9 protein-coding genes, 1 tRNA gene and 2 rRNA genes are annotated in these 21,140 nt (G+C 67.7%); 1 reads left to right on the forward strand and 11 read right to left on the reverse strand.

Annotation, left to right across the window (positions count from 1 at the left end; genetic code table 11):
- Window positions 1–97: 97 nt before the first annotated feature.
- The 7 genes from DN051_RS11750 to DN051_RS11780 form a co-directional block, all read right to left on the reverse strand.
- Complete coding sequence (locus DN051_RS11750) at window positions 98–643, reverse strand: CinA family protein (RefSeq protein WP_112438663.1); 546 nt, start codon at window positions 641–643, stop codon at window positions 98–100.
- Complete coding sequence (gene pgsA, locus DN051_RS11755; RefSeq protein ID WP_112438664.1) at window positions 640–1,443, reverse strand: CDP-diacylglycerol--glycerol-3-phosphate 3-phosphatidyltransferase; 804 nt, start codon at window positions 1,441–1,443, stop codon at window positions 640–642. Before pgsA ends, DN051_RS11750 begins: the two co-directional genes overlap by 4 nt.
- Window positions 1,440–2,936 carry a 30S ribosomal protein S12 methylthiotransferase RimO gene (gene rimO, locus DN051_RS11760; RefSeq protein WP_112438665.1) on the reverse strand — a complete coding sequence of 499 codons (1,497 nt, stop codon included), beginning with the start codon at window positions 2,934–2,936 and terminating at the stop codon, window positions 1,440–1,442. Before rimO ends, pgsA begins: the two co-directional genes overlap by 4 nt.
- A gap of 94 nt (window positions 2,937–3,030) precedes the next feature.
- A complete protein-coding gene (locus DN051_RS11765; RefSeq protein ID WP_053756725.1) occupies window positions 3,031–3,873 on the reverse strand; it encodes a helix-turn-helix domain-containing protein in 843 nt (280 codons plus the stop codon).
- 273 nt (window positions 3,874–4,146) lie between these two features.
- Window positions 4,147–6,870 carry a DNA translocase FtsK gene (locus tag DN051_RS11770; protein WP_112442230.1) on the reverse strand — a complete coding sequence of 908 codons (2,724 nt, stop codon included), beginning with the start codon at window positions 6,868–6,870 and terminating at the stop codon, window positions 4,147–4,149.
- A gap of 286 nt (window positions 6,871–7,156) precedes the next feature.
- Complete coding sequence (locus tag DN051_RS11775) at window positions 7,157–7,834, reverse strand: response regulator (RefSeq protein WP_053756726.1); 678 nt, start codon at window positions 7,832–7,834, stop codon at window positions 7,157–7,159.
- Between the two features lie 239 nt (window positions 7,835–8,073).
- On the reverse strand, window positions 8,074–13,512 hold the full coding sequence (locus tag DN051_RS11780; RefSeq protein ID WP_112438666.1) for a HAMP domain-containing protein: 5,439 nt from the start codon (window positions 13,510–13,512) through the stop codon (window positions 8,074–8,076).
- Between the two features lie 406 nt (window positions 13,513–13,918).
- Here DN051_RS11780 and DN051_RS11790 point away from each other — a divergent pair, with 406 nt between their 5' ends.
- Complete coding sequence (locus DN051_RS11790) at window positions 13,919–16,669, forward strand: SpoIIE family protein phosphatase (RefSeq protein WP_112438667.1); 2,751 nt, start codon at window positions 13,919–13,921, stop codon at window positions 16,667–16,669.
- A gap of 45 nt (window positions 16,670–16,714) precedes the next feature.
- Here the strand turns inward: DN051_RS11790 and DN051_RS11795 are convergent.
- The 4 genes from DN051_RS11795 to DN051_RS11810 form a co-directional block, all read right to left on the reverse strand.
- A tRNA-Thr gene (locus DN051_RS11795) sits at window positions 16,715–16,790 on the reverse strand.
- A 97-nt stretch (window positions 16,791–16,887) separates the two neighbouring features.
- Window positions 16,888–17,547 carry a DegT/DnrJ/EryC1/StrS family aminotransferase gene (locus DN051_RS11800; RefSeq protein ID WP_112438668.1) on the reverse strand — a complete coding sequence of 220 codons (660 nt, stop codon included), beginning with the start codon at window positions 17,545–17,547 and terminating at the stop codon, window positions 16,888–16,890.
- Window positions 17,548–17,661: 114 nt separating this feature from the next.
- Window positions 17,662–17,778 (reverse strand): 5S ribosomal RNA (gene rrf / locus DN051_RS11805).
- 85 nt (window positions 17,779–17,863) lie between these two features.
- Window positions 17,864–20,984, reverse strand: a 23S ribosomal RNA gene (locus tag DN051_RS11810).
- Window positions 20,985–21,140: the final 156 nt, after the last annotated feature.

Raw genomic sequence — 21,140 nt, forward strand, 5'->3', positions numbered from 1 at the left:
CCTCGGACCGCGTAGCCGCATCCTTCACGCCCCACCGTACCGCCTTGCGCTGCGGCCGTGCGGGGAGCGATGTCGTGTTCACTCAGGGCTGCAAACATCAAAACCCCCCGTTCCGTTCCGTATCCTGTGCCCGCTCATTCCCGGTCTGTTCGCCCGCAAGCTCCTTCAGGAGCAGTGCGAGTACGCTCCGTACACTCTCCATACGAATTTCCGTACGGTCGCCGTTCAACCTCAGGGGCTCCACTTTTCCGCCGCCGGCAGAACCGGAACCCGGTCCGAAGGGGCCGTCGAGGGCAACGAAAACCGTCCCGACGGGCTGTCCGTCCTGCGGTTCCGGCCCGGCGACACCGGTGGTCGCGATGCCCCAGTCGGCACCCAGGACCTTCCGGACACCGGCCGCCATCTCCGCGGCGACCTGCGGATCCACTGCGCCGCGCTGGGCCAGCAGAGTGGCGTCCACGCCGAGCATCCGGTGCTTCAGTTCGGTGGCGTACGCCGTCACCGATCCGCGGAACACCTTGGACGCTCCCGGAACCGATGTCAGCTCCGCCGCCACCAGGCCACCCGTCAGCGACTCGGCGACGGCGAGGGTCTCGCCCCTCACCGTGAGTAGCCGGATGACTTCGGTGGCCCCGGAACTCACGCTTGCTGCTCCTCCAACGCGGCTCGGCGCTCAGCGATTCCCTGCCTGCGCAGCACGATGGCCTGTCTCACATAGTCGAGCCCGGTCAGCACGGTCAGCACGACCGCCGCCGCCATGACCCAGAACCTCAGGGTGGCCAGCCATCCGGTCAGCGCGAGTACGTACATGCCGACGGCCACGCCCTGGGTGAGCGTCTTGAGCTTGCCGCCGCGGCTGGCCGGGATGACGCCGTACCGGATGACCCAGAAACGCATCAGTGTGATGCCGAGTTCCCGGCCGAGGATCACCGCCGTCACCCACCACGGCAGATCGCCGAGGGCCGACAGACAGATGAGCGCCGCACCCATGATCGCCTTGTCGGCGATGGGGTCGGCGATCTTCCCGAAGTCGGTGACGAGGTTGTAGGTGCGTGCCAGATGGCCGTCGAACAGGTCGGTGATCATGGCGATGGCGAAGGCCGCCCAGGCGAACGACCGCCAGGCCGGGTCGTAGCCGCCGTCGGCGAGCATCAGTGCGACGAAGCCGGGGACCAGCACCAGCCGGAGCATGGTCAGGAGGTTGGCGATGTTCCAGACGCTGGCCTGGTCGACGGCCGCGGCGGCGATCTTCCCGCCACGTACCGGCTTCGTGCCGTCCTGCGCTCCGGAAACGCCCGCTGCCGTGGCATCCCCGCCCGGGTCCCGCCCCCTGGAGGAGGCCCCTCGTGGGGCGGTGCCCTGGCCGGATGCGCCCCGGGGGGAGGCCGTGGCGCCGTTGGGCTTGGCGGGGCCGCCCGCGGCCGACGCCGGCACTCCGGTCATCTGCCCGCCTCCTCACTGTGCGGGAAACCGCCCGCGCGCACGCCTGCGAACGCGCCCGGCAGCGGCTCGGCCACCAGGTCGACGCCTTCCGTACCGACCACCTTCGCCTCGACCATACGACCGACGCTCAGGCCCTCGCCGCTCGTCAGCAGCACCTGGCCGTCGGTCTCCGGAGCCTGGTGGGCCGCCCGGCCGTACGTGCCCTCCTCCGGGTCCACGGACTCCACGAGGACCCTCAAGGTCTGGCCGACGCGCTCCTCCGCGCGCTGCGAGACGAGCTCCTCGGCCAGTCGCGAGACCCGCGCCAGCCGGTCCGCGACGACGTCCTCGTCGAGCTTGTTGTCGTAGGTGGCGGCTTCGGTGCCCTCCTCGTCGGAGTACCCGAAGACGCCGATGGCGTCCAGTCGCGCGCTGTTGAGGAACCGCTCCAGCTCGGCCAGGTCGGCCTCGCTCTCGCCGGGGAAGCCCACGATGAAGTTGGAGCGGACGCCCGCCTCGGGCGCCTTGCCGCGGATGGTGTCGAGCAGTTCCAGGAAGCGGTCGGTGTCGCCGAAGCGGCGCATCGCGCGCAGCACGTCGGGCGCGGAGTGCTGGAAGGACAGGTCGAAGTACGGGGCGACCTTGGGCGTCGAGGTCAGCACGTCGATCAGACCGGGGCGCATCTCGGCCGGCTGGAGGTAGCTCACGCGCACCCGCTCGATGCCGTCGACCTCGGCCAGGTCCGGCAGCAGGGACTCCAGCAGCCGGATGTCGCCCAGGTCCTTGCCGTACGACGTGTTGTTCTCGGAGACCAGCATGATCTCCTTGACGCCCTGCTCGGCGAGCCAGCGCGTCTCGTTCAGCACGTCGCTGGGGCGGCGCGAGATGAAGGAGCCGCGGAAGGACGGGATGGCGCAGAAGGTGCAGCGCCGGTCGCAGCCCGAGGCGAGCTTGACCGAGGCGACGGGCGCGCCGTCCAGCCGGCGCCGCAGCGGCGCGCGGGGCCCGGAGGCGGGGGCGAGGCCGTCCGGCAGGTCCACCGGGCCGTGCCCCGGCAGGGCGACCGCGGCCGACGACTCCTGGCGCTCCGCGGGGCTGATCGGCAGCAGCTTGCGCCGGTCCCGCGGGGTGTGCGCGGCGTGGCCGCCGCCGCTCAGGATGGTCTGGAGCCGGTCGGAGATGTCCGCGTAGTCGTCGAAGCCCAGGACGCCGTCGGCTTCCGGGAGGGCTTCCGCGAGCTCCTTGCCGTACCGCTCGGCCATGCAGCCCACCGCCACGACGGCCTGGGTTCTGCCGTGTCCCTTGAGGTCGTTGGCCTCCAGGAGGGCGTCGACGGAGTCCTTCTTCGCGGCGTCGACGAAGCCGCACGTGTTGACGACGGCCACGTCCGCGTCGGAGGCTTCCTGGACCAGCTCCCAACCGTCCGCCTCCAAGCGGCCTGCGAGCTCCTCCGAGTCCACCTCGTTACGGGCGCAGCCAAGGGTGACGAGTGCGACGGTACGGCGTTCAGGCATGGGCTCAAGACTACTTCGTCCCACTGGCACCCCACGTCGACGGGGTTGGCCGATCTTGGCCAACCCCGTACCGACCGCATGGTGTGGAAACCGCTTATCCGACCTGCGGATCGCCCTTCGTGTACGTCAGGCGCTCCACGGACCCCGGCTGGAAGTCGTCCTGGATCTTCTTGCCGTTCACATGGAGCTGGATCACGCCGGCGTCACCGAGCACCAGGTTGATCTTGGAGTTGTCCTGGAAGGTCTTGGACTCGCCCTGCTTGAGCAGTCCGTCGAACAGCAGCCGCCCGCTGTGGTCCTTGGCCGAGATCCAGCTGCGGCCGTCGACCGCGCTCACCTGGACGGTGACCTTGTCCTGCGGGGCGGCCGCGATGGCGCTTTCCGTCGGGTCGGGCTTCGGCTCGGTGTCCCGGCCCTTGCCGGAGGTGGGGGACGCGGACTTGGTGGCGGAGGGCTTGGCGCCTTCGGCGACCGGCGCCTCGGAGCCGCTGTCGGAGTCGCCGCCCCGGACCACGGTGAATCCCACGAAACCGATCACGACGACGATCGCGGCGACCATGGCCGCGGTCCAGTTCGGTCCCCGCTTCTCCGGGCGGATGCGTTCGGCCTCGAACAGCGGCGCGGCGGGGGTCGGCGCCGGGCGCCCGCCGCGCTCCGCGTCGTACTGCGCGAGAAGGGGAGCCGGATCCAGGTGGACGAACCTGGCCAGCGTCCTGATGTGCCCGCGCGCGTAGACATCTCCGCCGCAGGCCGCGAAGTCGTCCGCCTCGATGGCGTGCACGATGGCGATACGGACCCTGGTGGCGGTGCTGACGTCGTCGACGGTCAGCCCTGCGTCGATACGCGCCTGCTGAAGGGCGCGACCGATCGTGGGGCGGGCTTCCTGGGCATCGTCTTCGAACGGACGCTCGTCTTCAGGGGAGTTGCCGATGGACACGGGGGCGCCTTTCGAGCGTGTAGCCGCCTGTGCTGGAGGTTCAGTTTAGGGGTGGTACGAAAGAGTGGGGCAACCGGGCGGTAGGACTTTGTACGCCATCCGAATGCCCGGACATCCCGGATGGCGTGTCGGGTGTTGACCGATCGTCGGGAAGCCTCTTTGCGCTTCCCTCAACTTGACGTACGGCGGAGTGAAACGGTTGCTCAATGATCGCTTACGGGTGAGTCACGATCGAACAACACACCGCACGACGGCCGTCGACCACCCGTCTCCCTACGCTTCAGGTTCCCCACGGATCAACGCGATCACGCCATCCAGGTCGTCGGGTTTCACCAGAACCTCACGTGCCTTGGAGCCCTCGCTCGGCCCGACGATGTTCCGCGACTCCATCAGGTCCATCAGCCGCCCGGCCTTCGCGAAGCCGACGCGCAGCTTGCGCTGGAGCATGGAGGTCGACCCGAACTGCGTGGAGACGACCAGTTCGGCGGCCTGGCACAGCAGGTCGAGGTCGTCGCCGATGTCCTCGTCGATCTCCTTCTTCTGCTTGGTGCCGACGGTGACGTCGTCCCGGAAGACCGGCGCCATCTGGTCCTTGCAGTGCTGGACGACGACGGCGACCTCCTCCTCGGTCACGAACGCGCCCTGCATGCGCACGGGTTTGTTCGCCCCCATCGGCAGGAACAGCCCGTCGCCCTTGCCGATCAGCTTCTCGGCGCCGGGCTGGTCGAGGATGACCCGCGAGTCCGCGAGCGAGGAGGTGGCGAACGCCAGCCGCGACGGCACGTTCGCCTTGATCAGACCCGTCACCACGTCCACGGACGGCCGCTGGGTGGCGAGCACCAGGTGGATTCCGGCGGCGCGGGCGAGCTGGGTGATGCGCACGATGGAGTCCTCGACGTCCCGCGGCGCCACCATCATCAGGTCGGCCAGCTCGTCCACGATCACCAGCAGGTACGGATAGGGCTGGAGGTTTCGCTCGCTGCCCTCCGGCGCCTTCACCTTGCCGTTGCGCACGGCCTCGTTGAAGTCGTCGATGTGCCGGTAGCCGTACGCCGCCAGGTCGTCGTACCGCAGGTCCATCTCCCGTACGACCCACTGCAGCGCCTCGGCGGCCCGCTTCGGGTTGGTGATGATGGGCGTGATCAGGTGCGGGATGCCCTCGTACGCGGTGAGCTCGACGCGCTTGGGGTCGACCAGGACCATGCGGACGTCCTCGGGGGTCGCGCGCATCATGATCGACGTGATCAGGCAGTTGATGCAGGACGACTTACCGGAACCGGTGGCTCCGGCGACCAGGACGTGCGGCATCTTCGCGATGTTCGCCATCACGTAGCCGCCCTCGACGTCCTTGCCGAGCGCCACCAGCATCGGGTGGTCGTCCTCGGCGGCCGCCGCGAGGCGCAGCACGTCACCGAGGTTGACCATCTCGCGGTCGGTGTTCGGGATCTCGATGCCCACCGCGGACTTGCCGGGGATCGGGCTGATGATCCGCACATCGGGGCTGGCGACCGCGTAGGCGATGTTCTTGGTGAGCGCCGTGATCCGCTCGACCTTCACCGCGGGGCCGAGCTCGACCTCGTACCGCGTGACCGTCGGCCCGCGCGTGAAGCCGGTGACGGCGGCGTCGACCTTGAACTCGGTGAATACGTTGGTGAGCGAGGCCACCACGGCATCGTTGGCGGCGCTGCGCGCCTTTCCCGGTCCGCCGCGGGCGAGGAGGTCCAGGGCCGGCAGGGAGTAGGTGATGTCGCCGGACAGCTGGAGCTGCTCGGCGCGCGGCGGGAGGTCGCGGGGGCCGGCGGGCGGCGCCTTGGTGAGGTCGGGAACCTCGGCCTTCAGCTTCTCCTGCTGGGGCCGCGCCGCCGGGACCGGTGTGGGCGTGGGGGTCGGTGTCGTCTCCGCGCGGTCGCCGACGCTGACGCCCTGGGTGAGGTCGGCGACGATCGGCGAGGGCGGCATGCCGTGCAGCACGGCGCCGTCCAGCGCGGCGGCGGCGGCCGCGGCGACGTCCACGGCGTCCATCTGCCGGCGCATCTCGGGCTGCGGCACAGCCGAGCGCCTGGGGCGGCTCCGGCGCCGGGAGAGCGCTTCCTGCTCCGCCTCCTCGGGGTCGTACGCCTGCGGGACGCGCCCCCGTCCGCGGGGGCGGGCGGGCAGCGCCTCACGCCACTGGTCGTCGTACCGCTCGTCGTCGTCGCCGTACTCGGTGTACTCGTCGTCCGCGCGGTCGCGCACGAGGCCGAGTCTCGTCCCGAGCAGCCGCAGCCGCTGCGGGACGGCGTTGACCGGAGTGGCGGTGACGACCAGCAGCCCGAAGATCGTGAGCAGGACGAGCAGCGGTACGGCCAGCACCTCGCCCATGGCGTACGTCAGCGGGGTCGCGGCGGCCCAGCCGATCAGGCCCCCGGCGTCCCTTATGGCCTGCATTCCGTCGACCCGGGCGGGCGAGCCGCAGGCGACGTGGATCTGCCCGAGCACGCCGATGAGGAGCGCGGACAGGCCGATGACGATGCGCCCGTTGGCCTCGGGCTGCTCGGGGTGCCGGATGAAGCGCACGGCGACGACCGCGAGCAGGATCGGCACCAGCAGGTCCAGCCGGCCGAAGGCACCGGTGACCAGGATCTCGACCAGGTCACCGACGGGGCCCTGCAGATTGGACCAGGTGCCCGCGGCGACGATCAGCGCCAGGCCGAGGAGCAGCAGCGCGATGCCGTCCTTGCGGTGGGCCGGGTCGAGGTTCTTCGCTCCCTGCCCTATGCCGCGGAACACGGCGCCGACGGCGTGCGCGAGGCCGAGCCACACGGCGCGCACGAGCCGGTACACGCCCCCGGTCGGACTGGGCGCCGGCTTGGGCGCGGGCTTCTTGGCCGCGGCCTTCTTGGCGGGTGCCTTCTTCGGGGGTGCCTTCTTCGCGGCGGCCTTCTTCGCCGGAACCTTCGCGGGAGCGGCCGCCTTCTTGGCGGGCTGCTTCTTGGCTGCGGAGGGACGTGAGGCCATGGGTGTGAGATTACCGGTGGAGACGGCAGCGAACACACGCGTCCATTGCTTCACCCGTTCGTGTCGCCCTTGCCGGGGTCGGAAATTGACGCGGGCTCATGAAGAGGTGGCCCGCGCCGCCGTGGTCAGGTCGCGGGGGCGCGCCTCGCGGTGCTCAGGTGCCGGGGAGCGGTTTCCGGGGGCGGCGCCGGGCGCGTTCGTCCTGATCACCATTCGCGCCGGCCGGCTGCCGCGAGCCCGGCGCGGGCGCCGCGTGGGACGCCCGGCAACTGACCCCGGCCCGACTTCAGTTCTGCGACGGCACCGAGGGGGCGCCGCCGGTGCCCGGCTCCAGCGCGTCGAGCGCCCGGCGCAATCCCGTGAGCTTGCGCTCCAGATGAGCCGCCGTGGCGACCGCGGCCGCGTCCGCCGCCTCGTCGTCGAGCTGCTTGGACAGCGCCTCGGCCTGCTCCTCCACGGCCGCCAGACGCGCCGACAGCTCCGCGAGCAGACCCGCCGCCTCCTTGCCGCCGACCGCGCTCTTGCCGCCGCCCTCCAGCTGGAGGCGAAGCAGCGCCGCCTGCTCCCGCAGCTGGCAGTTCTTCATGTACAGCTCGACGAAGACCGAGACCTTGGCGCGCAGCACCCACGGGTCGAACGGCTTGGAGATGTAGTCGACCGCTCCTGCCGCGTAGCCGCGGAAGGTGTGGTGCGGGCCGTGATTGATCGCGGTGAGAAAGATGATCGGGATGTCCCGGGTCCGCTCCCGGCGCTTGATGTGCGCGGCGGTTTCGAACCCGTCCATTCCCGGCATCTGGACGTCCAGCAGAATGACCGCGAAGTCGTCCGTGAGCAGTGCTTTGAGCGCTTCCTCCCCGGACGATGCCCGCACCAGCGTCTGATCGAGCGCCGAGAGGATCGCCTCCAGCGCCAGCAGATTCTCCGGCCGGTCATCGACCAGGAGGATCTTGGCCTTCTGCACCATGGCCCGCCCTCCTCGCCCCGGCAGTGCACCGGGCGCCGCCCCGTGGGCCGACTCCGTTGCGCCGCCCATCCTCGTGCCGGTCATCGTAGCCGCACCCCGCCCGTCGCCACACCCTGTCACCGCGATGTCACTGTGCACGTAGCACAAACGTGGGGGGAGACCAGAAGGTTCCCCGAATCCCGTACTTGTACACGGCTACGGCCACACTGAGTCAGCAAGTTCGGATGAACATCTACGGTTCATTCTCCCTGCATCCACTGCTCCATCACCGTCAGAAGGTGATCGGGATCGACCGGCTTGGTGACATAGTCGGACGCTCCCGACTCGAGCGCCTTCTCCCGGTCGCCCTTCATCGCCTTGGCCGTCAGCGCGATGATCGGCAGCCCGGCGAACTGCGGCATCCGGCGAATCGCCGTCGTCGTCGCATAACCGTCCATCTCCGGCATCATGATGTCCATCAGGACGACCGCGACGTCCTCGTGCTGCTCCAGGACCTCGATGCCCTCGCGGCCGTTCTCGGCGTACAGCACCGACAGCCCGTGCTGTTCGAGGACGCTGGTGAGCGCGAAGACGTTGCGGATGTCGTCGTCGACGATCAGCACCTTCTCGCCGCCGAACCGGATGCCGCGCGGCTGCGCCTCCGGCTCCTCGGCGGCGATCGGCCACTGCTCCTGCGGCAGGGCCCGCGGGTCGCTCGCCGGAACGGTCCTGCGGCGCCGCCGGAACAGCGCCGCCGCGCCGTTCTGCGTCTCCCGGTACGACTTCACCTCGGCGGGAGTCTCGACCACTGACTCCGCGAGCTCCGGCCACGCCTCCGTGAGCCCGCCGGCCGACGGGACGGGCGCTGGCTGCTGGTAGCCGTGCGGCGGGAGTTCGCTCGGGTGCAGCGGCAGGTACAGCGTGAACGTCGACCCACGGCCGGGCTCGCTCTGAGCGTGGATCTCGCCGCCGAGGAGTTGCGCGATCTCGCGGGAGATCGACAGGCCGAGTCCGGTGCCTCCGTACTTGCGGCTGGTGGTGCCGTCCGCCTGCTTGAACGCCTCGAAGATCACCCGCATCTTGCTGGCCGCGATACCGATACCGGTGTCGGTCACCGAGAACGCGATCAGCTCCGCGTCCGGATCCGCCAGCGAACCGGCCTCCAGCAGCTGCTCCCGGATCCGCTGCGGCACGTCGTCGCGCGCGGGCCGGATCACCAGTTCCACCGAACCGGAGTCGGTGAACTTCACCGCGTTGGACAACAGGTTGCGCAGCACCTGGAGCAGCCGCTGCTCGTCCGTGTGCAGCGTGGCGGGCAGCTCCGGCGACACCCGCACGGACAGGTCCAGGCCCTTCTCCGCGGTCAGCGGCCGGAACGTGGCCTCCACGTAGTCCACGAGCTGGACGAGCGCGATACGCGTCGGTGAGACGTCCATCTTGCCCGCCTCGACCTTCGACAGGTCCAGGATGTCGTTGATCAGCTGGAGCAGGTCGGAGCCGGCTCCGTGAATGGTCTCGGCGAACTCGACCTGCTTCGGGGTGAGGTTCCCGTCCGCGTTGTCGGCGAGCAGCTTGGCCAGGATCAGCAGCGAGTTCAGCGGCGTACGCAGCTCGTGCGACATGTTGGCGAGGAACTCGCTCTTGTAGCGCATGGAGACCGCGAGCTGCTCGGCGCGCTCCTCCAGGACCTGCCGGGCCTCCTCGATCTCGGTGTTCTTCACCTCGATGTCGCGGTTCTGCTGGGCCAGCAGCTCGGCCTTCTCCTCCAGTTCGGCGTTGGACGCCTGGAGGGCCTTCTGCCGGTTCTCCAACTCTGCCGACCGCTCGCGCAGTTGCTCGGTCAGCTCCTGCGACTGCTTCAGCAGCACCTCCGTCTTGGTGTTGACGGAGATGGTGTTGACGCTGGTCGCGATCATCTCGGCGATCTGGTTGAGGAAGTCCTTCTGGATGTGCGTGAACGGCGTGAACGACGCCAGTTCGATGACACCGAGGACCTGGCCCTCGAACAGCACCGGAAGCACGATCACCTGCGCGGGCGGCGCCTCGCCGAGCCCCGAGGAGATCTTCAGATAGCCGCTGGGCGCGTTCTCCACCAGGATCGTGCGCTTCTCCTGGGCGGCCGTCCCGACCAGCGCCTCACCCGAACGGAACGACGTCGGCATGGAGCCCATCGAGTAGCCGTACGAGCCCAGCATCCGCAGCTCCAACCGGTCGTCCGGGTCGGAGCTGTCGCCGAACGGCATCGCGACGAAGAACGCGCCGTGCTGCGCCGAGACCACCGGGGTCAGCTCGCTCATGATCAGCGAGGCCACGTCCTCCAGATCGCGGCGGCCCTGCATCAGCGCGGAGATCCGGGCGAGGTTGCCCTTGAGCCAGTCCTGCTCCTTGTTGGCGATCGTGGTGTCGCGCAGGTTGGCGATCATCTTGTTGATGTAGTCCTGGAGCTCCTGGATCTCGCCGGAGGCGTCCACGTCGATCTTCAGGTTCAGGTCGCCGCGGGTCACCGCGGTCGCCACGCGCGCGATGGCACGCACCTGCCGGGTCAGGTTCCCGGCCATCTCGTTCACGGACTCGGTGAGGTCGCGCCAGGTGCCGTCCACGTCACGCACGCGTGCCTGACCGCCCAGCTGGCCCTCCGTGCCCACCTCGCGGGCGACACGGGTGACCTCCTCGGCGAACGAGGACAGCTGGTCGACCATCGTGTTGATGGTCGTCTTCAGCTCGAGGATCTCACCGCGCGCATCGATGTCGATCTTCTTCGTCAGGTCGCCCTTGGCGATGGCGGTGGTCACCATCGCGATGTTGCGCACCTGGCCGGTCAGGTTGGACGCCATCTGGTTCACGGACTCGGTGAGGTCCTTCCAGGTGCCCGCCACACCCGGCACGTGCGCCTGACCGCCGAGGATCCCGTCCGTGCCCACCTCGCGGGCCACCTTGGTGACCTGGTCGGCGAACGAACTCAGCGTCTTCACCATCGTGTTGAAGGTGTCGGCGAGCTGCGCGACCTCGCCGCGCGCCTCGATCGTCACCGTCCTCGTCAGGTCGCCGTTGGCGACGGCCGCCGCGACCTGGGAGATGTTGCGCACCTGGACGGTCAGGTTCTTCGCCATCAGGTTGACGTTGTCGCTGAGGTCCTTCCAGATGCCCGTGACGCCCGGCACGTGCGCCTGACCGCCCAGGATGCCCTCGGTGCCCACCTCACGGGCCACCCGGGTCACCTGGTCGGCGAACGACGACAGCTGGTCGACCATCGTGTTGACGGTCGTGACCAGTTCGAGGATCTCGCCCTTGGCGTCGACGGTGATCTTCTTCGACAGGTCGCCCTTGGCGACGGCCGTCGTCACATCGGCGATGCTGCGCACCTGCACGGTGAGGTTGTTCGCCATGAAGTTCACGGACTGGGTGAGGTCCTTCCAGGTGCCGGAGACCCCCTGCACCTCGGCCTGACCGCCCAGCTTGCCCTCGGTGCCCACCTCGCGGGCCACCCTGGTGACCTCCTCCGCGAACGAGGAGAGCTGGTCCACCATCGTGTTGAGGGTGTTCTTCAGCTCCAGGATCTCGCCGCGCGCGTCCACCGTGATCTTCTGCGACAGGTCACCCCGCGCCACCGCGGTCGCGACCTGCGCGATCTGCCGCACCTGAGCCGTCAGGTTGCCGGCCATGCCGTTCACGGAGTCGGTCAGGTCGCGCCACACACCGGCGACGCCGGGCACCTGCGCCTGACCGCCGAGCCGGCCCTCCGTACCCACCTCACGGGCCACCCGGGTCACCTGCTCGGCGAACGACGACAGCTGGTCCACCATCGTGTTGACGGTGTTCTTCAGCTCCAGGATCTCGCCGCGCGCGTCCACCGTGATCTTCTGCGACAGGTCACCCCGCGCCACCGCCGTCGTCACCTGCGCGATCTGCCGCACCTGAGCCGTCAGGTTGCCGGTGATGGAGTTGACCGAGTCGGTCAGCTCCTTCCAGGTGCCCGACACGCCGTCGACCCGCGCCTGACCGCCGAGCCGGCCCTCGGTGCCGACCTCCCGGGCCATCGTCGTGACCTGGTCCGCGAAGGAGGACAGCTGGTCCACCATCGTGTTCACGGTGTTCTTCAGCTGGAGCATCTCGCCGGAGACGTCCACCGTGACCTTCTGCGACAGGTCGCCGTTGGCCACCGCCGTCGTGACCTGCGCAATGTTCCTCACCTGTCCGGTGAGATTCCGGAACGCCGTGTTGACGGAGTCCGTCAGGTCCTTCCACGTCCCCGCCGCGCCCGGCACCTGCGCCTGGCCGCCCAGCTCACCCTCGTGCCCGATCTCCCGCGCCACGCGCGTGACCTCGGAACCGAAGGCGGACAGCTGGTCCACCATGCCGTTGACGGTGTTCTTCAGCTCCAGCATCTCGCCGGCCACGTCCACCGTGACCTTCTGCGACAGGTCGCCGTTGGCCACCGCCGTCGTCACGGCCGCGATGTCGCGCACCTGCGTGGTGAGGTTGCGGAACACCGTGTTGACGGAGTCCGTCAGGTCCTTCCACGTCCCCGCCGCGCCCGGCACGTTCGCCTGCCCGCCGAGCCGCCCCTCGCCGCCGACCTCGTTGGCCACGCGCGTGACCTCGTCGGCGAAAATGCGCAGCGTCTCGGTCATCTGGTTGATCGTCTCGGCGAGCTGCGCCACCTCACCGCGTGCCTGGACCGTCACCTTGCGCGAGAGGTCACCGCTGGCGACGGCCGTCGTGACCTCCGCGATACCGCGCACCTGGGCCGTGAGGTTGCCGGCCATCGTGTTGACGGAGTCGGTCAGCTCCTTCCACACGCCGGCCACGCCGGGCACCTGGGCCTGCCCGCCCAGCTCGCCCTCGGTGCCCACCTCGCGGGCCACCCGGGTCACCTCGGAGGAGAACGCCGAGAGCTGGTCCACCATCGTGTTGACGGTTTCCTTCAGCTCCAGCATCTCGCCGGCCACGTGAACCGTGACCTTCCGGGACAGATCACCCTTGGCCACCGCGGTGGTCACCAGCGCGATGTCCCGCACCTGAGCGGTGAGCCGGTACGCCATGGTGTTGACGGACTCCGTCAGGTCCTTCCACGAACCCGACATACCGCGCACCTGGGCCTGTCCGCCCAGCTTGCCCTCGGTACCCACCTCGCTGGCCACCCGGGTGACCTCGTCGGTGAACGTCGACAGCTGGTCGACCAGGTTGTTGACGGTCCGCCCGACCTTCAGGAACTCGCCGCGCAGCGGGTGCCCGCTCCCGTCGGGAGCCTGCGTCCGCAGCTCCATCCGCGGCACCAGATCGCCCTCCGCGACCGCGGACAGCACCCGGCTGACCTCGGACACGGGCCACACCAGATCGTCGACCAGGGCGTTCGACGCGTCGATCGCCGCCGCCCAGGAGCCCTCGCAGGCGCCCGTTTCCAGCCGTTCTGTGAGCTTGCCCTCACGCCCCACCACCCGACGGACACGCGACAGCTCGCCCGTCAGGTGCAGATTGCGGTCGGCGACCTCGTTGAAGACGGCCGCGATCTCCGCCATCACGCCGTCGCCGGACACCGTGAGCCGCCTGCGGAAGTTGCCGTCCCGCATCGACACCAGAGCCGCGAGCAGCCGGTTCAGGGCGGCCGTGTCCACCTCGGTGGTCCCGTTCCGATTGCTCGGGGACTGTCCGCCCTTCGCACGCGGCTTAGTGCCCCGCGTCGCTGCGCCAGACTCCACTGTGTCCCTCCCGCAGGGGTCGACCGTTACTGCTGTGCTCGGGTACTACTACTGCTCGGCGTACCGGTTCATTCTGCGTGTCGCGACCCACCGAGCGGGCCGCGCTCACCGGCGGGGGCACCGGGCCGCACCGAAGGCTCCTGCCCGCCACACGCGGATCACAGTCTCGGCCTGCCCGAACCTCCACCGGAAGCCTGCCCAGTGTTTCACCCATGCCGAACCAGGCCATAACAGTTCGGCAGCTTCGCACACCGTCCGCACACCCTCCGGACGGAAACACAGCAGACCGGCATCCGCATGGACGGCGAAGGTAAGTAACCTTGCATGCGGCTGTCCAGCCGCGCCGGTCCGTCCGGCCTGGGCGGTGGCACGACAACGAGCGGGCATCGGAGGGGCGGCCGCACACATGACCACCGGACTGATCCCTGGGGGACAGCCCCCGGACCCCCGGCCGACGAGCGGCATGCCGTCGCAGACGCGACGGGAGTCGGTCGACGAAGGGGCCGAGCACGTCGAAAGCAGGTCGAGGAGTTCAGTGATCACCGCGCGCGCGGCCGCCAGTTTCGAGCCCGTCGGGCGATCGGTCGCCTCCGCACGCTCCTTCGTCCGCGACACGCTCCAGGGCTGGGGCTACGGCGACGTGGTCGACGACGCCGTCGTCCTCACCAGCGAACTGGTCACCAACGCCGTCGTCCACGCGGGCACCACCGCCGACGTGCTGTGTCTGCGCACCGAAGGCGGCGTACGCATCGAGGTCGCCGACCACTACCCGGAACGCGAGGTGCCGCTCCAGGGGTCGGCCGTCAACATGGGCAGCCTCGACCGCGAGGGCGGGCGCGGCCTCCAACTGTGCGCGGCCCTCGCCGCCCGCTGGGGCGTCGAGTACACCCCCACGCACAAACAGGTCTGGTTCCAACTCGACCTCCCCGAGCGTCCCGTGGGCACCCGCACCGCCGGCCCCTCCCTCCCGGCCGACCTGCTGCCGCTGGCCGACAGCCGGGTCCGCGTCGCCGTCATCCAGATCGACCGGAACTCCTCCATCACCGCCTGGAACGAAGACGCCGAGGAACTCTTCGGCTACCCGGGCGAACAGGTCATCGGCAAGCCCCTCACCGACCTGGCGGCCTGGCCGCACACCCCCGGCACCAGCACGGGCATCGCGGAGGCCCTCCAACTCTCCCGCTGGGAGGGCAGCTACGGCGTCCGCGACGCGGCCGGCCGCGTCGTCCCCGTCTATGCCTCCCACCTCCGCGTCCGCGACACGGCCGGCGAGCCGTCGACCGTCTGCCTCCTCGTCCGCGACCACGAGCGCGCCGTCCTGCAGACCCCGATGCGCCTGCCCGCGTCGGACTCCGGCAGCTCCTCCGAAGGCCAGAACACCGACCCCTTCGAGGTCTTCATCGGCTCCCCCGCCCCGGACGACCTCGACGGCCTGCTCCAGCGCACGGTGGAACGCGCCCGCGACATGCTCGACGGCGACTCCGCCTTCCTGCTCCTCGCCACGGACGACGAGACGGAACTGGAGGTCCGCGCCTCCACCGGCCTGCCCTCCGCCCGCCAGCGCTTCGCCCGCGTCCCCGTGGAGGCGGGCCCCGGCCGGTACGGCTCCGCCCGCATGCCGGCCGTCCACGACGACCTCGCGGCGGTCCCCGGCGCGGTGCCCCTGCTGAACGGCACCGGGATGCGCTCGGTCGTCACCGTCCCGCTGAAGGTCGAGGGCCGCCTCACCGGCTCCCTCGGCGTCGCCGCGGAGGGAGCGGGCAGATACTCCAACGAGGAGGCGCTGCGTCTCCAGTTCGCCGCCGACCGCATCGCACTGGCCGTCGAGTCCGCCCGCCTCGGCGAACTCGAACGCCTGCGCCGCGGCTCCCTCAGCTTCCTCGTCGAGGCCTCCGACCTGCTCGCCGGCACCCTGGACCGCGACCAGACCTTGGCCCTCATGGCCCAGATGACGGTCCCCACGCTGGCCACCTGGTGCGCGGTCTACACGATCGCCGACCAGGCCTCCGAGCCCTACCTCTCGTACGTCCTGCACGAGGACGAGGAACTCATCGACGGCATCAAGTCCCTGCTGTCCCGGATCCCGCCGCCCGACCCGGTCCCCACACCCGGCGCGCGCGTCTGGTCGGCCCCGGCGGAGGCCGCCCACCAGGCCGCCCTGCGCTCCTCCATGCGCAGCCTGGGCCTGGGCGAACCGACCACGGTCAGCTCCGGAATCGGTACGACCCTGGCGACCGCGTCCGCGGTGGGCGGCGAGACCGTCGTACTCCCCCTGGTCGCGCGCAACCGCGTCATCGGCATGCTGACCCTCGGCAAGCCCATCGACGAGCACTTCCGCCAGGAGATCCTGGAACTGGGCGAGGACCTCTCCCGCCGGGCCGCCCTGGCCCTGGACAACGCGCGCCTGTACTCCGAGCGCACGGCCATCAGCCAGTCGCTCCAACGCAGCCTCCTGCCACCCGAACTCCCGGAGATCGAGGGCGTGGAGGTCGAGGTCATCTACCGCGCGGCCGGCGAGGGCAACGAGGTCGGCGGCGACTTCTACGACGTCTTCCCCATCCGCGACGGCGCCTACGGCTTCGCCATCGGCGACGTCTGCGGCACCGGCCCCAACGCCGCGGCCGTCACCGGTCTCGCCCGGCACGCCCTGCGTCTGCTGGCCCGCGAGGGCCTCAGCGGCCCGGCGGTCCTGCAGCGGCTGAACTCCGCGATCCTCGACGAGGGCGCCCGCAGCCGCTTCCTGACACTCCTGTACGGCGAGCTGCGCACACTGGAGGACGGCAGCGCCGAGCTGAAGGTGGTCTGCGCGGGTCACCCGCTCCCGCTCCGCCTGCGCCAGGACGGCACGGTGGAGCCGGCCGCCGAACCGCAGCCGCTCCTCGGTGTCCTGGAGGACCTGGACCTCTACGAGCAGACGGTCATCCTCGATCCGGGTGACGTCCTGCTCTGTGTCACGGACGGCGTCACCGAACGCCGAGAAGGCACCCGCATGCTGGGCGACGACGGCCTCACCGACGTCCTCACCACCTGCACCGGCCTCACGGCGGGCGCGGTGGCGGCCCGTGTCATGCGCGCCGTGGAGCGCTTCGCGTCGGACGCCCCGTCCGACGACATGGCCATCCTGGCCATGCGCGTCCCGGCACCCCACAACGCCTGAACAACGAAAAAGGCCCCCGCCCGAAAGGGCGGAGGCCTTTTGTCGTGGAGCCCCCAAACGGAATCGAACCGTTGACCTTCTCCTTACCATGGAGACGCTCTACCGACTGAGCTATAGGGGCCGGTCGCCGTTGCGAAGTTTCCCTCGCGGCAACGGAATAGATCATACCCTGAACAGACCCGTGCTCCCAACCTCGATCGCCCGACACGGACCGATCACTAAGCGGGCTGCAACAGACCACCGAGCGCATTGCAGGCCGAGACGATCCGCTGCATGTCACGCCTCGTCAAAGACCCGTCGACAGGCAGCGCAAGCGTTTCTTCAGCGGCCCGCTCGGTCTCCGGCAGCGACACGCAGCGCCGGAAATCGGGCAGTCGGTGCACCGGCGTCTTGACCGGCACCCGGCACTCGACTCCCCTGGCCCGTACTGCGCGCGCGAACGCGTCCCGGTCCGGCCTCCCGTTCCCCGGCACCCGGACCACGTACTGCTGGTACGTGTGCCCCACACCGCCGTCGGGCGTCCGCACGCCCTTCAACTTGGTGTCCAGATAGGCCGCCCGCTGCCGACGCTGCGCCACCTCGTCGTACGGCGCCTCGGACTCCCCCTGCTCCAGCACCAGGATCCCGTGCCGCTGCCCGACCGCGTGCAGGCCGACGACATCAGCCGGGCGACCGAACCGGTGGACGGCGACGATCGCCGCGGTGCGCCCGGTCACGACCGCCTCGACAGCGGACGGGTCGAGGCAGTACGACACCGGGTCGATGTCCGCGAACACCGGCAGAGCTCCCGCCAGAGCCACGGCTTCCGAGACCTCGGCGTTCCCGAAGGCCGGCACGACGACCTCGTCACCGACACCGATGCCGGCGGCTCTGAGCATTGCAGCAGTACCCATGCTGCGGATGGTGGTTGCGCAACGTGAACTTCAAGTGACGCAGAACAAAAAAGGGTTGGACCCGGAATCGAAATTCCGGGTCCAACCCTGTCAAAGTTTGTTCGGCGGCGTCCTACTCTCCCACAGGGTCCCCCCTGCAGTACCATCGGCGCTGTGAGGCTTAGCTTCCGGGTTCGGTATGTAACCGGGCGTTTCCCTCACGCTATAACCACCGAAACACTATGAAACTGACAACCGGACCGCATGTGGCCATACGGGGCTGTTCGTGGTTTCAGAACCAACACAGTGGACGCGAGCAACTGAGGACAAGCCCTCGGCCTATTAGTACCGGTCAACTCCACACGTTACCGTGCTTCCATATCCGGCCTATCAACCCAGTCGTCTACTGGGAGCCTTACCCCATCAAGTGGGTGGGAGCCCTCATCTCGAAGCAGGCTTCCCGCTTAGATGCTTTCAGCGGTTATCCCTCCCGAACGTAGCCAACCAGCCATGCCCTTGGCAGAACAACTGGCACACCAGAGGTTCGTCCGTCCCGGTCCTCTCGTACTAGGGACAGCCCTTCTCAAGACTCCTACGCGCACAGCGGATAGGGACCGAACTGTCTCACGACGTTCTAAACCCAGCTCGCGTACCGCTTTAATGGGCGAACAGCCCAACCCTTGGGACCGACTCCAGCCCCAGGATGCGACGAGCCGACATCGAGGTGCCAAACCATCCCGTCGATATGGACTCTTGGGGAAGATCAGCCTGTTATCCCCGGGGTACCTTTTATCCGTTGAGCGACGGCGCTTCCACAAGCCACCGCCGGATCACTAGTCCCGACTTTCGTCCCTGCTCGACCCGTCGGTCTCACAGTCAAGCTCCCTTGTGCACTTACACTCAACACCTGATTACCAACCAGGCTGAGGGAACCTTTGGGCGCCTCCGTTACTCTTTAGGAGGCAACCGCCCCAGTTAAACTACCCATCAGACACTGTCCCTGATCCGGATCACGGACCCAGGTTAGACATCCAGCACGACCAGACTGGTATTTCAACGACGACTCCACCTGAACTGGCGTCCAAGCTTCAAAGTCTCCCAGCTATCCTACACAAGCCGAACCGAACACCAATATCAAACTGTAGTAAAGGTCCCGGGGTCTTTCCGTCCTGCTGCGCGAAACGAGCATCTTTACTCGTAGTGCAATTTCACCGGGCCTATGGTTGAGACAGTCGAGAAGTCGTTACGCCATTCGTGCAGGTCGGAACTTACCCGACAAGGAATTTCGCTACCTTAGGATGGTTATAGTTACCACCGCCGTTTACTGGCGCTTAAGTTCTCAGCTTCGCCCCACCGAAATGGAGCTAACCGGTCCCCTTAACGTTCCAGCACCGGGCAGGCGTCAGTCCGTATACATCGCCTTACGGCTTCGCACGGACCTGTGTTTTTAGTAAACAGTCGCTTCTCGCTGGTCTCTGCGGCCACCCCCAGCTCGAACAGTAAATGCTCTCACCAGGCGTGGCCCCCCTTCTCCCGAAGTTACGGGGGCATTTTGCCGAGTTCCTTAACCATAGTTCACCCGAACGCCTCGGTATTCTCTACCTGACCACCTGAGTCGGTTTAGGGTACGGGCCGCCATGAAACTCGCTAGAGGCTTTTCTCGACAGCATAGGATCATCCACTTCACCACAATCGGCTCGGCATCAGGTCTCAGCCTCAAGTGCGACGGATTTACCTATCGCACGGCCTACACCCTTACCCCGGGACAACCACCGCCCGGGATGGACTACCTTCCTGCGTCACCCCATCACTCACCTACTAACCGCTTGGTCCGGCGGCTCCACCACTCCCCTCAACTCCGAAGAGATCAGGGCGGCTTCACGGCCTTAGCATCACGATGCTCGATGTTTGACGCTTCACAGCGGGTACCGGAATATCAACCGGTTATCCATCGACTACGCCTGTCGGCCTCGCCTTAGGTCCCGACTTACCCTGGGCAGATCAGCTTGACCCAGGAACCCTTAGTCAATCGGCGCAAACGTTTCTCACGTTTGTATCGCTACTCATGCCTGCATTCTCACTCGTCAACCGTCCACAACTACCTTCCGGTGCTGCTTCACCCGGCAGACGACGCTCCCCTACCCATCACAGCGGGCGTTGGCCCTACATGCTGCAATGACACGACTTCGGCGGTACGCTTGAGCCCCGCTACATTGTCGGCGCGGAATCACTAGACCAGTGAGCTATTACGCACTCTTTCAAGGGTGGCTGCTTCTAAGCCAACCTCCTGGTTGTCTGTGCGACTCCACATCCTTTCCCACTTAGCGTACGCTTAGGGGCCTTAGTCGATGCTCTGGGCTGTTTCCCTCTCGACCATGGAGCTTATCCCCCACAGTCTCACTGCCGCGCTCTCACTTACCGGCATTCGGAGTTTGGCTAAGGTCAGTAACCCGGTAGGGCCCATCGCCTATCCAGTGCTCTACCTCCGGCAAGAAACACACGACGCTGCACCTAAATGCATTTCGGGGAGAACCAGCTATCACGGAGTTTGATTGGCCTTTCACCCCTAACCACAGGTCATCCCCCAGGTTTTCAACCCTGGTGGGTTCGGTCCTCCACGAAGTCTTACCTCCGCTTCAACCTGCCCATGGCTAGATCACTCCGCTTCGGGTCTTGAGCGTGCTACTAAAAACGCCCTGTTCGGACTCGCTTTCGCTACGGCTACCCCACCCGGGTTAACCTCGCAACACACCGCAAACTCGCAGGCTCATTCTTCAAAAGGCACGCAGTCACGAGAATGTGCAAGCACATTCCGACGCTCCCACGGCTTGTAGGCACACGGTTTCAGGTACTATTTCACTCCCCTCCCGGGGTACTTTTCACCATTCCCTCACGGTACTATCCGCTATCGGTCACCAGGGAATATTTAGGCTTAGCGGGTGGTCCCGCCAGATTCACACGGGATTTCTCGGGCCCCGTGCTACTTGGGTGTCTCTCAAACAAGCCGCTGACATTTCGACTACGGGGGTCTTACCCTCTACGCCGGACCTTTCGCATGTCCTTCGTCTACATCAACGGTTTCTGACTCGTCTCACGGCCGGCAGACCGCAAAAGAGAGATCCCACAACCCCGTATACGCAACCCCTGCCGGGTCTCACACGTACACGGTTTGGCCTCATCCAGTTTCGCTCGCCACTACTCCCGGAATCACGGTTGTTTTCTCTTCCTGAGGGTACTGAGATGTTTCACTTCCCCTCGTTCCCTCCACACTGCCTATGTGTTCAGCAGCGGGTGACAGCCCATGACGACTGCCGGGTTTCCCCATTCGGAAACCCCCGGATCAAAGCCTGGTTGACGACTCCCCGGGGACTATCGTGGCCTCCCACGTCCTTCATCGGTTCCTGGTGCCAAGGCATCCACCGTGCGCCCTTAAAAACTTGGCCACAGATGCTCGCGTCCACTGTGCAGTTCTCAAACAACGACCAACCACCCATCACCCCCGGACCAAACCGGAGTTCACTGGGGCCGGCGACTGAAGGAAACTTCATTCCCTCAGACACCCAACAGCGTGCCCGGCCAGCCCCCGTCCGAAGATCATG

The sequence above is a fragment of the Streptomyces cadmiisoli genome, from assembly GCF_003261055.1.
Taxonomy (GTDB): domain Bacteria; phylum Actinomycetota; class Actinomycetes; order Streptomycetales; family Streptomycetaceae; genus Streptomyces; species Streptomyces cadmiisoli.

Bases quoted from the DNA above. Each gene is read 5' to 3' on its own strand.
- pgsA (WP_112438664.1), bottom strand. From the start codon at position 1,443: ATGACCGGAGTGCCGGCGTCGGCCGCGGGCGGCCCCGCCAAGCCCAAC.
- rimO (WP_112438665.1), bottom strand. From the start codon at position 2,936: ATGCCTGAACGCCGTACCGTCGCACTCGTCACCCTTGGCTGCGCCCGT.
- DN051_RS11770 (WP_112442230.1), bottom strand. From the start codon at position 6,870: ATGGCCTCACGTCCCTCCGCAGCCAAGAAGCAGCCCGCCAAGAAGGCG.
- DN051_RS11775 (WP_053756726.1), bottom strand. From the start codon at position 7,834: ATGGTGCAGAAGGCCAAGATCCTCCTGGTCGATGACCGGCCGGAGAAT.
- DN051_RS11790 (WP_112438667.1), top strand. From the start codon at position 13,919: ATGACCACCGGACTGATCCCTGGGGGACAGCCCCCGGACCCCCGGCCG.
- DN051_RS11800 (WP_112438668.1), bottom strand. From the start codon at position 17,547: ATGCTCAGAGCCGCCGGCATCGGTGTCGGTGACGAGGTCGTCGTGCCG.